The organism is Mesorhizobium sp. CC13 (assembly GCF_039907765.1).
Taxonomy (GTDB): domain Bacteria; phylum Pseudomonadota; class Alphaproteobacteria; order Rhizobiales; family Rhizobiaceae; genus Aminobacter.
In genome coordinates, this window is sequence record NZ_JARDJI010000026.1 from 34,465 (window position 1) to 49,612 (window position 15,148).

General features: G+C 58.6%; 18 protein-coding genes and 1 pseudogene. 6 read left to right on the plus strand and 13 right to left on the minus strand.

Annotation, left to right across the window (positions count from 1 at the left end):
- From PV773_RS23010 to PV773_RS23045, 8 genes are all read right to left on the minus strand, one after another.
- Entirely contained in the window at positions 1-366 is a 366-nt protein-coding gene (locus tag PV773_RS23010) for a hypothetical protein (protein ID WP_292526814.1), read from the minus strand.
- Positions 359-592 carry a hypothetical protein gene (locus PV773_RS23015; RefSeq protein ID WP_347968598.1) on the minus strand — a complete coding sequence of 78 codons (234 nt, stop codon included), beginning with the start codon at positions 590-592 and terminating at the stop codon, positions 359-361. Before PV773_RS23015 ends, PV773_RS23010 begins: the two co-directional genes overlap by 8 nt.
- Before the next feature lie 8 nt (positions 593-600).
- Entirely contained in the window at positions 601-813 is a 213-nt protein-coding gene (locus PV773_RS23020) for a hypothetical protein (RefSeq protein ID WP_292168517.1), read from the minus strand.
- Between the two features lie 166 nt (positions 814-979).
- Positions 980-1,177, minus strand: a complete 198-nt coding sequence (locus tag PV773_RS23025; RefSeq protein WP_347968599.1) for a hypothetical protein — start codon at positions 1,175-1,177, stop codon at positions 980-982.
- Positions 1,178-1,932: 755 nt separating this feature from the next.
- Entirely contained in the window at positions 1,933-2,238 is a 306-nt protein-coding gene (locus PV773_RS23030) for a hypothetical protein (protein WP_347968600.1), read from the minus strand.
- A gap of 68 nt (positions 2,239-2,306) precedes the next feature.
- Complete coding sequence (locus PV773_RS23035) at positions 2,307-2,555, minus strand: hypothetical protein (protein WP_347968601.1); 249 nt, start codon at positions 2,553-2,555, stop codon at positions 2,307-2,309.
- The gene (locus PV773_RS23040) at positions 2,552-3,550 is read right to left on the minus strand and encodes a hypothetical protein (protein ID WP_347968602.1); all 999 of its coding nucleotides are present in this window, start codon (positions 3,548-3,550) and stop codon (positions 2,552-2,554) included. Before PV773_RS23040 ends, PV773_RS23035 begins: the two co-directional genes overlap by 4 nt.
- Complete coding sequence (locus tag PV773_RS23045) at positions 3,550-3,999, minus strand: protein psiB (RefSeq protein ID WP_347968603.1); 450 nt, start codon at positions 3,997-3,999, stop codon at positions 3,550-3,552. Before PV773_RS23045 ends, PV773_RS23040 begins: the two co-directional genes overlap by 1 nt.
- Before the next feature lie 705 nt (positions 4,000-4,704).
- On the opposite strand from PV773_RS23045, the gene PV773_RS23050 reads away from it, so the two are divergent.
- The 5 genes and pseudogenes from PV773_RS23050 to PV773_RS23070 form a co-directional block, all read left to right on the plus strand.
- Positions 4,705-5,265: a helix-turn-helix transcriptional regulator gene (locus tag PV773_RS23050; protein WP_347968604.1), complete on the plus strand. Its 561-nt coding sequence runs from the start codon at positions 4,705-4,707 to the stop codon at positions 5,263-5,265.
- 10 nt (positions 5,266-5,275) lie between these two features.
- Entirely contained in the window at positions 5,276-5,539 is a 264-nt protein-coding gene (locus tag PV773_RS23055) for a hypothetical protein (RefSeq protein ID WP_347968605.1), read from the plus strand.
- A 10-nt stretch (positions 5,540-5,549) separates the two neighbouring features.
- Entirely contained in the window at positions 5,550-5,957 is a 408-nt protein-coding gene (locus PV773_RS23060) for a helix-turn-helix transcriptional regulator (RefSeq protein WP_347968606.1), read from the plus strand.
- A 51-nt stretch (positions 5,958-6,008) separates the two neighbouring features.
- Positions 6,009-6,986, plus strand: coding sequence for a non-homologous end-joining DNA ligase (gene ligD / locus PV773_RS23065; RefSeq protein WP_347968607.1), 978 nt, complete (start codon positions 6,009-6,011; stop codon positions 6,984-6,986).
- Positions 6,987-7,008: 22 nt separating this feature from the next.
- Positions 7,009-7,161: pseudogene (locus PV773_RS23070) on the plus strand (VOC family protein); the annotation flags it as partial.
- A gap of 54 nt (positions 7,162-7,215) precedes the next feature.
- Here PV773_RS23070 and PV773_RS23075 read toward each other — a convergent pair.
- The 3 genes from PV773_RS23075 to PV773_RS23085 form a co-directional block, all read right to left on the minus strand.
- Complete coding sequence (locus tag PV773_RS23075) at positions 7,216-9,531, minus strand: hypothetical protein (protein WP_347968608.1); 2,316 nt, start codon at positions 9,529-9,531, stop codon at positions 7,216-7,218.
- A complete protein-coding gene (locus tag PV773_RS23080; protein WP_347968609.1) occupies positions 9,531-11,561 on the minus strand; it encodes a site-specific DNA-methyltransferase in 2,031 nt (676 codons plus the stop codon). Before PV773_RS23080 ends, PV773_RS23075 begins: the two co-directional genes overlap by 1 nt.
- Before the next feature lie 257 nt (positions 11,562-11,818).
- Positions 11,819-12,436: a hypothetical protein gene (locus PV773_RS23085; RefSeq protein WP_347968610.1), complete on the minus strand. Its 618-nt coding sequence runs from the start codon at positions 12,434-12,436 to the stop codon at positions 11,819-11,821.
- A 140-nt stretch (positions 12,437-12,576) separates the two neighbouring features.
- Here PV773_RS23085 and PV773_RS23090 point away from each other — a divergent pair, with 140 nt between their 5' ends.
- Positions 12,577-13,050 (plus strand): hypothetical protein, encoded by a 474-nt coding sequence (locus PV773_RS23090; protein WP_347968611.1) that lies wholly within the window; start codon positions 12,577-12,579, stop codon positions 13,048-13,050.
- A 368-nt stretch (positions 13,051-13,418) separates the two neighbouring features.
- On the opposite strand, the gene PV773_RS23095 is transcribed toward PV773_RS23090, so the two are convergent.
- Both PV773_RS23095 and PV773_RS23100 read right to left on the minus strand, forming a co-directional pair.
- A complete protein-coding gene (locus PV773_RS23095; protein WP_347968612.1) occupies positions 13,419-14,654 on the minus strand; it encodes a competence protein CoiA family protein in 1,236 nt (411 codons plus the stop codon).
- On the minus strand, positions 14,651-14,887 hold the full coding sequence (locus PV773_RS23100) for a hypothetical protein (RefSeq protein WP_347968613.1): 237 nt from the start codon (positions 14,885-14,887) through the stop codon (positions 14,651-14,653). Before PV773_RS23100 ends, PV773_RS23095 begins: the two co-directional genes overlap by 4 nt.
- Between the last annotated feature and the right edge of the window lie 261 nt (positions 14,888-15,148).

Here is a 15,148-nt window from a genome sequence, read left to right on the forward strand (position 1 = left end):
CTAATCCCGTAAGATTTCCGGCACCCTTAATGGGCCGCTTTCCAGAATCCGCTTGTATTCATCCTTCCGGTGCCATGCACCTCGTGCCCGACCATTCTCGCGATTGCGCTTCGGATCGAACATCACACCGCCGAAATGATCCCTGAAGGGCTCTGCGGATGCAAGATTGGCAAAGCAATGGAGGCGATAATGCTCCTGCTTGGCGTTCGGCCAGACTGCCGTGACGTGTCGCGTCACATGGTGGAGACCGCGTGTCTCGCAAAACTCCATGATGAGGGTCAGGTTGTGCATGCAGCAAAGGTCGTCCGGCAGCGCCACCTGATATGGGTAGGCGCGGTCGATCGCCGAGTAAGATAGCTCACCCATCCTCCGACCCGGCATCAGTCTCGATCTCCCATCTCTTGTGATGCCACTGCCGGCTGAAGCCTGAGGAGACTGCGACCCGAAAATATTGAATCTCGCGCTCCAGGTAGGCGACCTGGACGATCAATGCGCGAGCCGCGGCTCTTGCGTCGCCGTCACAGGAGACGATGACGGCGTCGACGTCGCGCTCCAGATCGTCATCCTGGTCGGATAATTTCTCGGCATGCATCAGGCCGCCTAGTTCGAAGCCATGGGGCCGTCGTAATGGATCTTGATGAGCCCCGGAACTGCTGCGGCGATCTGTTCGATCTGGCCTTCGAGATAGCCGTTGTGGAGCATCGCAGCCTTGAGAGCTTTCAGCATGTCGCCGCCGTGACGTGCAATCAGCTTTTCGGCCGCATTCTGCAGTTCGACCTCCTCAGCCACTGTCAGGGGAGTTTCCTTGTACATTGGGCACCTCTCTTTCGTGCGCGTGCCACAGTGAACAAAATAAGAACAAAAGAGTCAAGTCGGCCGAACCCTTCATGTCATCGTCAATCACCATCCTTTCGCCTTCGCTGCTCACCTCAGCCGTCAAGAAGTCGCGCCCTGCTTGCGCAGGGCGCAGCGCCGTCGGTCACTTCGGCTTGTTGTCGTTGTCAGCTTTCCCGTCGAACTGGACCTGATAGCTGACCTCGACCTTAGCCAGGAACGGAAGCGAGAAGGCGACGGAGATTTTCAACTGGCCTTTATGGGACAGTTTGGCGATTTGCCGATTGATGTACAGACGAAGGCGGCGGCCGGTCTTCTGGCAGAAGGTTACGAGCGTTTTCATGAGGTGGATCCTCCAAAGTGGTTGTGCGCAATCGCGAAGCTCGAATACGGCTGGAACTGCCAAGTGCACCGCGTGAGCGGTCGCAACGGAGCGGTAGCGGAGAGGAGAACCCTTTAGGGGGTTGCACGCCCGGGCAGGGCCTGACGTATCGTGCGCAGCATTGAGATTGCGTGCGGCCACTTTGGAGCTGCCGGAAAACGCGGCCTTCGTAGCCCTGGCCGACTTTCAGCCTCATCAATCGGCAAATCGCCAACCGGCCGTCAGGCCGGTTCTCCGTCATCTTTTCGCTGGAGTGGTCGAGGACCTGGCTGCGGCGTTCGACAACGACAACCAGCCGAAGTGACCGGCGCACCGGGAAGCGGGGCGGCGGCCGTGGTAGGAGAGGGGAGCGCGAGGGGAGGGGCGTCAGGGCGCCCCTCGTTCCGTTCCTGGCCCGCTCGATGCGGGCTTGGAACGGCCGGCGCTTGGAAGTTCGGGGAAAACTCGCTATATTTGGTTCCGGAGTGGGGACGAGCCTTGCGGCCCGCCCCCGTTTCCTAGAACCAGAATTGGACTCGGATACGCACTAGCCAGGTGGTCCGGGTCCTTTTCACGTCTAGGGTGATGCTAAGTGGTAGAAACCACATGCGATCACCTCCGTTCGAGGGCGAGGCCGTCGCCTCGGTCGGGGTGGCCCATCCTCCCCGAATGCGCCGCTGGCCCGGCGCTGCTGCTTTCCCCCTCGAAACTGATTCCGCCATATTATCCGAAATCGTTTACCGAACGATGCCAAGCCGTTCGCCAAGGCTCGGCGGCGTTGGCTTGCCGGATTCCTTGATCATCGCGATCATCATTTTCTGTGTCAGCCCGCGAACCTCGTAGCCTGCGGCCCGGGCTGTCTCGATGATCGATTCCAGCGTCGCATATTCATCGAGAAACGCGCCTAGCCACAATGCGCATTCGTCGGTTTCGGGATGCGGAAAGCCTTGCAGAAAGAAGGTTCGCAACGGCGGATCGTAACCGATGGTCCCTTGTGCATCCGTTGCAGTCCCGTTTGTGATCTCCACAGTGTATCGGCTCATTGCCGTTCCCTCTCGGTGATTGCGATGATGACAACCGGCCGCGCCGTCAATCGACGCGGCGCGGTGCATTATTTGAAAAGCGGCATTACTCGCTCGTAGGTGAGGGCGGTGCGATCGGTCTGGAATGTGTAGCCGTCCCAATCCTTCCACGCCTCCCAGCCTTGCGCGGTCGCGCGTCCGTACCAGACGCGCACCTTCACCGCGTTTCCGGCCAGCGTCTCGACAATCGAGACGGTGAAGCTTCCACCAAGCTGCGACGGCGTATCGTACACAGTGACATGGCGGCGGGCAGGACGCCCGAAAGGGGCCGCACTCATGCGGCACCTTCGGCGCTGATCGCCTTCATCACCCGTTCGGCGGCCCATCTCCCCGCCTCGTTCAAGTGCCGCTGCCACGCACCTTGCGACGGCGACCAGCGGAAGCCGTTGGCCTTCAGCGCCCGCCGCGTCGTCTCGTCGGGCTTGCCGGGAAAGATCATCTGAATGCGCGCTATATCGGCATTTATCTTGATCTCGACGGCTCCGGCCTGTGTCACGACCTCTTGGCTTTGCGTTCCGCGCTGGTGCATCCGCGTGAGGGATTTCAGCCGTCCTTGCAGGCGGCGGATTTCTGCGCGGTTGCCCGCCGTGTCGAATCCGCGTTTCCATTGCCAGTCGGCCAGCACGACGCCGCGTGCCGCCACTTCTGCCGAAAGGCCGGTCTGGGCGACGATCGCCGCAATCATGGCCGCGTCGTCGGAGCCGTCTTTTTCCATGCGCCGGATAATGGAGTTCGCGGCCTTCATCTTGTCGATCGACAGGGCCAGGTCCTCGATCTTCGCCATGATCCGTTGCAACGCTGATGGATCGCCTGAGCGGATCGGCTCGTCATCCGCACCGTGGGGGAAGGCTTTCCGCTTCACCGCTTTCCGGGCCGCTGCTGAATGTGCGGCAAGATCGGCGCGGCGGGCATCGGAAATCTTCATCCGCTTTTCGTTGCGGGCAACGGGAAAGCGCGCCGGTCCGGTAATAAACCAGTTCATGCAGCGGCTTTCCGCCGCCCAATAGCGCCGCGTCAACTCGACGTGGCGGCGGGTGAAAGCCTCGATCTCTGGTTCCGGATTCGGTGCGCTCGCCTTCTCCCACAGCTCCACGACGTAGCCGGCAAACTCGTTTAGTCGGTGGGCCAGTTCGTCAAGCTCGGCATTCGCGCGCCGGTCTGGAAAGTGGGTCAGTGCGTCGAACTGGTGTTCGATGTCCTTCGCCGCAATGTTTGCGGCGAAGGTTCCTGTCACGATGGCGAGGTTTCGGTTTTCCACGATGGCGATTTTCATCATGCCTCTCCTTCGACAAAGCTCGGGGCACGGCGGTCAATCCTGACCTGCAAGCCCATCAATGCGCCGGAGATGATCAGCCCTCCCGCCGTCATCTCGTCGTGGGTCGCAAACACCGGGTCCAGTACCGGACGGCAGCACTTGAAATGCGCCGAAGCGTCTTCAAGGCTTATCAGGGGAGAGTGGTAGGGTTCGCTTCCGTCACCGCCGACGAGAACGAGTTTGCCGGCCAGCGGCTGCGGGTATCCTTCAAAGATGGTGAAGGCGGTTAAGCCGTGGTGCAAGCCTTCCTCGTCAGCGAACAGGGAATGCCGTTCATCAAAGCGCACGACCTCGATCAAGCGGCACTCGATCAGGTCATAGATGGGTTTGAAGCTGATTCCGGCCGGAAGCTCGACGGCCCGAAAGATCGTGGTTTCGGGGTCCAGTAGGTAAGCAGTCTGTTTCATGGTCTAGCCCTTTCTTTCTCCGCGAAGCGGTCTCGTGCCCGAAGGGGCAGGAGCCCCGCTCCTGCTCCCGAGCTCGCGCGGAGCAGCGGGAGAGAGGGAGGCAAGGGAAAAAACGGAGGGGGTTCGCCCGCCCGAGGCGAAGCCGAAGGGGCGACGCATGATCCGCCTAGGCGGATCCGCGTCGATCCTGCACGGAGCGCGGACTTGGTCGCGCGGAGGAAGGACGGGGAGACCGTTTTTTTCCTTGCGAGGGAGAGAGGGCAGGGCCCTCTTTCCCTCTCTGAGGCGACAAAGTCGGCCGCCATCGCGGCCGTCACTCGCAAATGAAAGGAGCCGTCACTGGCTAGCGCCAGGACGGCTCCCGCGGTGAGTGGCAAGAAGGGCTAGCGACTTACCATCACCAACTCGTATTGCCCGAGCCGGCGCACTATGCTGATTTCGGGCCGTTCTGTAAACGGGCGATAGCCCAATTTGGTGTACTGATGACGTCGTTCTGGCCGCGTAGCGGCCCGCGCGTCCGATCGTCACCCGGATGGGCGGAGACTGGCTGTAGGCAAGGCTCCGTGCCGAAGGCATAGAGCGGTTTCGCGAAGCGACGCGCCATAAATTCTGCCACGATCACGAGATTTCAAGTGCATCCAGTCTACCAATTCGGTTACATTGATTCGAACGAACTCCGAAGATCAACGTCACTTGGCAGGAGCAATGGCAGGACCTTCTTTCGAAGAATGGATTTCTCACCTCGGTTTACAGCAGATCAACGATCCACAATTTGACAAGCCGATCTATCGGAAAACCAGCTTCGGCGAACTGGAGCTAAGCGCCGAAATCGAAAAAAAGATCAGCACCAGCCTTCGCAACGCTCGCGACCGACGGAAAATCCCGCGATCGAAGCTGGCGCCGATGCTCGGGCTCAGCGACCAGGTTTATAATCGCTACGAAAACGCGGTTTCGCGGCTAACCGTCGGCCGACTGCTCCACATTTGCGAGGTGCTGGATATTTCTCCGGTGGAGATCCTGTACCCGGTAGCGCCGCATCTTTGGGGCGAGGAACTAGGGGAGGCTGAGGCCCGAAAGTCGATCATTGATAAGCTGGAATTGTTCGACGGCCCTACCTTGACGGCCATTTTCGACTTTCTGCTGCATGTGCAGACGAAACCGAATGGAACAGGCAGCGAAGACCATGACCGCGCGGCGCAAGCCGCGCCGTCATTCTCGGTCGCTGTTGGCTCCGCGAACGGGAGTGATCTGCATGGTGGCAAATAAGAAGCGACTAATGCAGGCGAGCGAGATATCCACCTTCGTCGACGCGGTGATCAAGGCCGGCTGCGAAATCTGCGCCGTCGGTCATGAAAGCTATGTTCTCGGCGACCTCGAGGAGATGGATACGGCTGCCGATGAGCTCGAGCGCATAGATAAAAAGTTCGGCGATCGCGATTTCCTCAAGCTAGAGATCGTCGCCTATCTGCGCTCGATCGGCCGGTATCTGGATCCCGGCTCGCCGGCGACGCATTGGACCGAAAACATGAAAATACAGTAGGAAGAATCGAGTGCTCAGTCGTCCCATAATAAAGACCCCCAACCCGATCGATATTTATGTAGGCCGCAGAATCCGCATGCGGCGCGTCTGGAATGACATGACGCAGACAACGCTTGCCGACGCAATCGGAGTGACGTTTCAGCAGGTGCAGAAATACGAGAAGGGGACCAATAGAGTTGGTGCAAGCCGCCTCAATGAGATAGCGGCCGCGCTCGGCGTACCGCCTTCGTACTTCTTCGAAGAGATGTCCGGCCACCAGGACGACACATCTGACAAGCCAAATCCGAATAAAGAGCTGACGGAATTTCTGTCCAGCGAGGAGGGCCTTGCCCTGAACCGGGCATTCGCACGAATTCGCGACATGAGAGTTCGTCGGCGCTTCGCAAGCTTGGTCGAAACGCTCGCCGCTCAAGGGTAGTGCTACCCCGCTGTTGCGGCATTTTTCGAGGATTTGTGCATTAATGGCCGAATGGCAAGAGCATCCCCGAAGAAGCCGCCCGACACGCCTCCGCCGAACCCAATGCCGGCCCGAGTCGATCCATGCTTGGCGATGCTCTTCGACAAGCCGCCGAAGGGGGCGGATTGGGCCTTCGAGGTGAAATGGGACGGCTACCGGCTCGCCGTCCACATCGAGCCGAACAGGGTACGGATCATCACACGCGGCGGCTACGACTGGACCGATCGGTTCCCCTCGATCGCGACCGAGGCGCGCCGCCTCAACCTCAAGACCGCCATCCTTGACGGCGAAGCGGTCGTGCTCGACGACAAGGGGCGCTCTGACTTCGGCATGCTCCAGCGCGCGCTCGGGCGCCGGCCGGCCGCGCACGAAGCGGCCGAAATCATCTTCTATGCTTTCGATCTCCTCTACCTTGGCGGCCGCGATTTGCGGTGGCTGCCACAGCACGAGCGCCGGCGTCTGCTGGAGCCGATCGTCGCCGGACGCAATGGCGCGATCCGGCTTTCGGAGGAGGTCGCGGTGGACGGGGAAGAGTTCTTCCGCATCGCCTGCTTGCATGGCCTCGAAGGGATCATAGCGAAGCATCGCGAGCGGCCCTATCGCTCCGGCCGGAACGATAATTGGCGGAAGATCACTTGCAATCGCCGCGACAGCTTCATCATCGTTGGCTTCGAGCCGTCAGAGGCCGTTCCTCGCGCGCTTGGCCGGCTACTGCTGGCCGCGCGTAAGGGCGACGGGCTTGTCTATGTCGGCGGCGTCGGGACCGGCTTCACTCACGAAATGTCGACCGAACTGCGCAAGCTGCTCGAAGGCATCGTGACGAAATCGCCGGCGGTGAGCCTCAGGCGGAAGAATGCCGTCTTTACCGAACCGCTGCTGATCGCCGAGATCGAATATCGCGCTTGGACCGACGACCAGAAACTCCGGCACCCGTCGTTTAAGGGCGTTAGAGAACGCGCTGATGAAGCGACGGTGTATTCCTTCAATTAAGCGAGCAAAGTCACCCTGGAGTCTCGGCCTTGAGCTCGAAGGGCGGGCCACGATCGAAGGAGAATGGGCCGGACGTGTCACTGGACTGGGCGATCAGCGCGTCGAGATTGCCATGATGCGCACGCCGGACGGCCACAGCCGGCTTGAGCTCTCCGGCTTCCTCACGCCGCCTGTCGGCATGGAGCCGGAGCCTAAAGCCGTGAACTCGGGGCACAATGCTAATGGCCGTCTAGACCTGCAGACAGGCCTTCGCCGCCGCATTTACATCAATACACGCATTCGGGTGAAGTTTACCCTGTTTGAGGCTCCACACGGTGAAACCCGACTTCCCTTTTGACTTGCTAGGAAGACCATTAATCACGCTCCAATGGCCTTCCGTCACCAGGCGCACCGAAACCTGAGCACCGGGCGAGACCGGCTCGATGTGAAAGAGCTTTCGCCCGGCGTCCTCCACGATGAGATGATCGCCCTTAGTGTCGATCGCCACAACGTGCTTCGCATCAGCCCAGACAAGAAAGTCAGGATTAAAGGTGCGGGTGCTGCCGCGATCTAGAAGCGGTATCTCGTAGCCGCCATGGGAAGGATTGCGGCACCAAGTCTTCTTCGTCTTATCGAGCGCGAGGGCAAAGGTCTTCTCGAGCTCATTGAGACCGCTATAGCCCTCGTGAAGGGCGTTGCTGAACTTGACCAACTTAGTCTCATCAACAAAGACGCTATCGACAACATAGGGATCATCGAGCGCATTCTGCACAATGATGGAGTGCTCGATATAAGCATCCGCAACCTTATCAGCCTGCTCGCGAATAAGCGCCGCGGCCGGGCTGTTGTACTCAACAAGCACATCGAACTTTGGGTGCTCTATATCGCAAAGATGAGCGGCCTTACGATGCCGCTTTTGCAGCTCTCGCAGGAAGACCCACCGGGCCGTCACCTTGTTGCTGTGGTCGAAATCGATCCACTCTTCCTTGGCCGCCGCATTCTTGCCGATAGTCTGCAGGACCTGTATGCGCCCGCCCGTTCCGATCGTGTCCTCGGTGTTGCCTTGGTAGTTCGGGATCAGCTTCACTATGTCGTCGATGGGCTGCTTTGCATCCGAGGAGTCTATCGAGGCCGTTGGTGCTTGACGGTGCTTTTGCGGGGGCCTCGTCGGCCGATCGCCTCCGCGTGTACTCTTAGAAACGGTGAGAGTAATGTCTGGTGCATCACCCGTGATCTTCTGCCGGACGTCGGTGATGATGCTTTCAAAGACACCCTTCTCGTCCGTGCGGATGTAGAAATGCGCGGTATTCAGTACAGGCACGGGATAGTGCTGCGCCCCAGGCTGGCGAAGCACGCGGCCAATGATCTGCGTGACCTGATCGGCCGAACCCATGTCCTTGTCGACGTAACCGAAGCAGCAAGACGGGTCGTCCCACCCCTCTTGCAGCCCGAGATTGAAGATGATGTGCCGGAAGCCCCCGGCCATGAATTGATCGTAGTCGTTGTCACCGCCCGAGAAGAGGTTGAACCCGCATGGAGGCGGAAACTTCGAGTCGAACTTCAAATCGCAATAGACCGCGATCTCGGCGGGATCGATACCCACGTTGTCAACTAGATGCCGCCAGATCAGGATCGGGCGTGCCTGCCGCTCCTTAAACGGCCGCGCCGCGTCCTCCTTTGTTGAGGTGCCGTCGGCGACATTGGTATTGGCGACGTAAATCGCCTTCGGCGAGAAATCAAAACCGAGGCGAGACGCGGCGGCCTCTGCCTTCGCAAAATCCGCGAGGAGCTCGTTGATGGCGATCTCCATCGGCGTAAGATAACCGCACAGCATGATCTGCTTTTTGACCAGGCCTGACTTCACGACTTCGGAGCTCTTAACGGACGTGACGAAATCCGCCTCTCTCCATCCCTTATCGGCCCTCAGACGGTCGATGATCTTCTCAAGCGCCGGCGGGATGCGCAGCGTCGCGCTCGCCGCGATCAATGCGTCGGGATGCAGGTCCAGCAGAAGCTCCGTCTGCTGGTTCGAGAGGTTATGCCCTTCGTCGTAGACAACCAGAAAGGGTCGCCTGGCCCCCCGTGAGTCCTTGCGCGCGCGCAGCATGTCCCAGAGCGACTGATCCGCCACATCGAGGCCGACCTGGAAAATTTTCCGATCGCCCTGCTCCTTGTCCTTTTGGTTGAACTTGCCCACGGTCGCGACCAGCATCAGACCGCGCGTTCCGTCCTCGACATCAGCGGGCTTGCAATCAAGTAGTGGCTTCACGTCGAAGCCGCCAACAAGGTCGGTATATTTCCCGTTCGCTAGGTTGTTGAGCGTCTGCCAGACGACTATACGCCCCTTTGAAAGCCAGAGCACGATAGGCTCGACCGGAAGACGGCTTCGGATTTGTTCCACGGCGTCGGCAAGGATCAGCGTCTTGCCGCTGCCGGTGATCGATGACAGGTTTTGGTAGAATGGCACGATCCGGCTGCGCGTGATCGTGAGGGGGTCTTCCATATACTCTTGAAACCGGTCAGCGATCTGTGTGGAAGCCGCTAGCTGAAAGGGGAGCAACTCCATCAGTTTTCCCCCTCGTCATTGAAAGGGTCGCTGTTCTCGTTGAGACCGAGATGCGCAAGGATCTTGTCCGGGATCTTATAGAAGCGGACATTCTTCGACTGGTAGAGCTCGTAGCGCGCATAGACGTGGTAGGGTTGCTTCAGCTCGGCTTTTCTGGCGTCCTGTAAGACGACGTTGTAGGTGTCCTTATCGAGTTGGCCGACTGGCCCTGTCCCATTGTTCCAGATGATGAAATAGGGCTCATCTCGCTCGTTTTTCCCGACAAGGTAAGTAAAGCGCGGGTCTTCAATACGCACCAGATTCGGCGCGCTGCGGCTTCCGGTCTGCCAGTGGGACGTAATGACGACATCGATGAGCTCGTCCTTCTTCATCGTCAGGACCGTCTTCGCATCAATCTGGGTCGTCAGCGCCCTGAACTCAAAGCCGCCCCCAAGCGGCTCCGCCGTCCCCCTAAGCTCCCCATTCTGATCAGGTCTCTCCCCTGTGATCGCGTTGCGCAGGCGCTGCCAGGTCAGTGTGCGGGCATACTTGTCCCCGTTATCGGGCCGACCCTGCTCGACAAGGATGAATCTTCTGTTCGCTCCCGATGATTTGTTCAGCTCCAGAACCGCGTGTCCGGTGGTGCCGGACCCAGCATAGGGGTCCATAACGAGCCCATTCGGTGGACACCATAGCTGAATGATCTTCATCATCAGCTTCATGGGCTTTACCGTGTCGAAACGATGCCCCTTGCCTACGATGGCGTTCAGCTCTGTAATGCCGGCCTGACTGTGACCCGATTCCTCGTGATCCCATGACTGGGTGCCCAGTTCGAAGGGAGTCTCGTAGTCCTCATCTGCCCAATAGGTGAGAGGCACCTTCCCCTTTTTAACGTCGCTCAAGTAGCGCTTCACTCGAGGACGGCCATCGCCATTTTTGAGAAAGTGCAGGAACGGCCAAACTTCATTATTGCGCACCTTCTCGGCCTTCGCTCGGGCTTTGCGGATGACTGGGTGTTCTAAGAGGTCCAATCCTTCGACAACCGGATCGCTATCGAGGTTTTGTCCCTGGTTCATTCTGACGGCTGGGGAACCCTTTATCATCAGGGCCTTCACGCGGCCGTCGCCTACGTCCTTCTCGACATATTCCGACCCCCACTGCTCAAGGTATTTCTTGAGGTCAGCACGAGGAATTCGCCAGGAGTTCGCACCCGGATAGTGCAATGCCCCCGTGAAGGGCGATTGAATGGCATACCGGTCCCTTTCGCGGGCTTCCCGGCGGACCGGATTGTCGCTCGTCCATGGCTCCACGTCACCGTCGAGCGTCTTATAACGGGCGTTCATCGCTTCGGTGCGCAGAGTCAGCGCCGTCTTCGCCAACTCCTTGTCATTGGCGTAGACCAGCACATACTCCGTTGCGGTGGAGACGTGGGTGCTGTCATTCTTGGGAGCGTACGACTTCTGCCAGTTGATAATGGCAATACGATTATGCTCGCCGAACACCTCGTCCATCATAAGCCCGAGGTGGAAGAGTTCGTTGTCGTCGATACACATCGCGACGACCCCGTTGGGCTTCAGCATCGCCTTCATGATTTGAAGACGCGGCAACATGGCCTTCATCCATTTCGTGTGCCGCGAGCCATCCTCGAGCGTAACTAGCGTGCCGAGGTCCGGGTCGTTGGGGTCTTCGTCCCAACGGTCATTGTATCGGAAATACTGGCCGGTGTTATAAGGCGGGTCCGCGACGATGAGATCTATCTGTCCTCGGTACTTGTAGAGAGTCACCATCGCCTGCAGGTTTTCACCCTCGATCAGGAGATTCTGGCTCTGCTCTTCGGGCGTGCCTACGTGAAGATCGGAGATGCGACGCGTAATGCGCGGACGCACCTTCCGGGCGATTTCCATCGCGGTTCTCTTGCCGTGGAAGCTGAGAGAGACGCCCCCATTCACCATTCTCTTAATGGTTGCGATCAGGTCGTCCCGATCCAGCAGCTCTAGACCGTCTAGATCCAAGCTGACATGGCTAGAAAGCTTAAGCGCCGGCTGTTCCAAAAATGTCCCCCACACGTTGATTACAGCACATGCTTTAACCAACCCACGGCCGCCACTCCTGCGCGAATGACGGGCCGGTTTGTTTGCCCTAATGGCGCTGTTTGGCAGCTTTTTAAACGACCCGCAAGGTTGCGACCGGCGTCAGCCGGTGCGGTTAACCGACAGAGGCGATGGATCTCCGACCAGGGAAGATATCGGGTATAGCGACCGCACATAGGCTTCCTCAATCTCCGTTAGACCGGCGCAGCGGTCATTTTTCATGTCGTTGCCCGTTCCAGCGCATTGATCGCATGGAAGACGGCCTGCCGTTTTGGTTCGATTGGCTCACCCGGTCTGAAGCCGGAAAGCTCTAGTGCAGTGAAGGCGATTGTCACGGCGCTGACCAGCTCCCGAGCGCGCCACCGGTCTTCGAGGTCGGCGGCGACGATCCAGGAAAGAATTCCAACAGCGCTATCGAGATATTCGCTCCGATCGCGCGAATCCTGAACGCGCGATCGGAGCATGGCAAGTGCGGTGTCGCGATCGACGAGCTGTGTCGCGGGATCGGTAATGAGCTGAAGGTGAGCGCTGTCCGGACGCTGCCTGCCTTTTTGATCCCATTCCGCGCAAGCGGCATCGAGCGCGGCGGAGTCGGCTGCGTCCCATATGGCAGCAGCCTCCATTTCTTCATCGGTGATGTCGAAGCCTTCCGGAAAGCCGGTGATGTCCCAGGCCCCGCGGATGTTGACGCCGTCGGCGGCATCTTGAGGGTCTACGCCGGAGCGCCGGAATACGGCGATCGCGGCTTCCAAGCCACGCTGCAGCTCTTCGGCGGTAGCCTTGGGGATCGAAATCTTCATCAGCGGGAATTCCCGCTCAATACGCTCGTGTTTCATAGCGCGCACTCCTATCCCATACGGGATTGGAACAAAATGAGAACAAAAAGTCAAGCGAGAGCGCATCTATGAGAATGGGAATTGAAGATGTAATTATCGGCAAAGGGGTGAGGGCAGAACGATGACGAAAGGGGGGAACCATGTATCCGGTTAGAATAGGCTTCGATCAGGCTCTCGAACGCATCGAGAGTTTGCTGAGAAATGGGCATCACGCCGAAGCACTCGTGACGTCCATGTTCACACTTGAAAAGCTCATCAAGCGAAGTCTTCGGAAAGCCATTGTAGCACGCGGATTCACGAGAGATCAGGCGGATACGATTTTAGGTCGCGATGGGTTCGACACCCTCAAAGAAAAGTGGCCAGTTTTCGAGCGGCAGCATCGCACCCTTCCGGAAATCCTCGAGCAAAACTGGCCGCCGATCCCTGAAGCCAAGAAAATGCGAAATGACCTTGTGCACGGAATCAAGGTCTATGACCTGGAAGATTGTCGCATTAAGGCGAGCGCTGTTTTGGCTGCCCTGAGGGCGTTGCATGCTTATGTGACGCAGGACTATGGCTCCGACCCCTGGGACACACAACCGCGGCCAAAGGCGCAGCTTCAATGGGTTCTCTAATCTGGCGGAGGGATCGAAAGCCAGATTCCCGGAATGTTGTGAGGTAGCTCATGTCCCCGCCCCGGGATCTGGTGGAACCATCAGTCCGAATTCCTGATCGAGGGTACGGCATCGATCCGCTTTCCGATCTCTGCAACTGCTTCTTCTGGACTGAGACGGGCCGTATCAATCACAAGTCGGGTGGTCGCCCATGGCGCGTAGTCGCGGGTTTTGACCATTTCCCATGTAGGAAGTTCAAGATCGGCAATATTCGCTGACCGCGCTTCCACGCGCCGTCGATGCTTGTCCTCGTCGCTGCAGACGACCTCAACCTCTAGGACGGCGGCTCCCGACAGTCAGCATAGTCACCGTTATCGTCGCGCAAATCGCTAATCGTTCTGGCCGGAGACGTCGCCGAAGGAAGCGACTGATGGGTGCCTGAAAAGCGAATTCGCGCGGTCATCGGCAATGCGCTGTTCCACAACTGCCCGCCCTATGTCAGGCAAATGCGCTTTGAGCGCCGTTTTGTCGACAATTTTCCATAGGCGCATCGACCCACGTATCCCTGATTCCGTTTGTCCCAACAGTCCCGCCTTTGTCATGTCTTTCAAGAAGTCCGAATATTGTTCATACGGAGAGTGGTAAGCGCGTTCGAGCTTTCGCATTCTGGACGCCATGTCGTTATCTCGGAAGACGAAAGCCTGGTGCACCCATCCTTTGCTGCACAGGGCCATGAAGGCATCGAAAGGCCAATGGCCTCTTCGACAGGCGATCTCCAGCAGAATAAACGACTTCCACTCGGCATCACGGACTTCGAAGCATGTCTTGTGTTGACCACCACCAGAGACCGCTTTTCCGAGCCCGTATTCGTTTGCCTTTTCCTGCCATGGCCCTAGCGAGAATTGGCTTTCCGCCGGCCGCTCGGTATAGATTTGCCACAGCGCTCTTGCTTTATCGTCCTTCTCGCGTTCGATCGCGATTTTTCGCTCCTCCATCATCCGCGCGCCCTTGGCGAACATGCGCGTCTGAAGCCACTTTCTGGGCGCCTTGAAGAGAATCGCGTCATCGAGGTGCTTCAGCGGCTTGTTGCGGTATCTTCTGAGATCGATTTCGAGTACGCCGACATCCATGGCACTGAGCTTGGCGAGCTTCGTCGGGTCGCAAGCATGCGTCACAACGAATTCCACGTGAAGGTCGCGGCCTCCGCGGCGGCAGATAACGTCAGGAACGACTTCGCCCGCCCTTTTCTCAAGAGCCGCTTCCTCGAACTCCAAAACGGCTTCTTTGAAGACCTCCACTACGCCGTTCTGGTCCGACATTGTGATGGCCGGTAGTTTCAGTCGCAGCCGGTCGCGGAGTACCATCTTTGCGAACTTGTGCAGGGCAGTTTCACCAGGCGATCGGCAGTTCTCGGCCTGGTGTGCACGGTGAGCGAATACGTGCGCTCTTTGCTCGCCTTTTCTTGCGACCATGTCGCGACCGCATCCCGGGCACATGCAATTGCATGTGAGGCCTGACAAGACGTCGTCGATGTGGACCGGCGAACCGTCTGTCTTGCTTTCTGCGACACGTATGAAGCCGGCGCTTGTGCAGTAGTAGAGGTCACGGAGTGTGATTTCGGTCATGTGGCAACGCCCAAAGAGTGGCGACGCAATATTTTCAGGATTTCCGGTTCGTCGGCAAGAACGGTCAGCGTCCCGGGCAGACGGCAGGAAAGGGTCGGCAGCAGTCGACCCCCCAGGCATTTATCTAAGGACCACTTAGCCTCCCATATCGCCCCCACACCCACCTTAATGAAACTGAAGCCGTCTTCTGAAATCGACGGCTCAAATAGGTGGTGCAAATCGACCTGGCTCATAAAGATTGCACCTTCCTATTTTGAGCTAGGAGCTTAAGCTAGGTGCATTGGAGTATACTCAAAATGGCCAGAGGGGACGATCCGTGACCGACCGCGAATTGCAGCACATCATCACCAAAGCTCGTGACGCCAAGCACGGCGGGTTTGGAGTCCTGTCCACCAGCGAGAAGTTGGCCGCCGCCCTCGTGCTTAATCGGCCCGATTGGCTGGCCGAAATGCATTACACACTCGCCGAAGCCATCGAGCGCGTCGGCCCAGAGT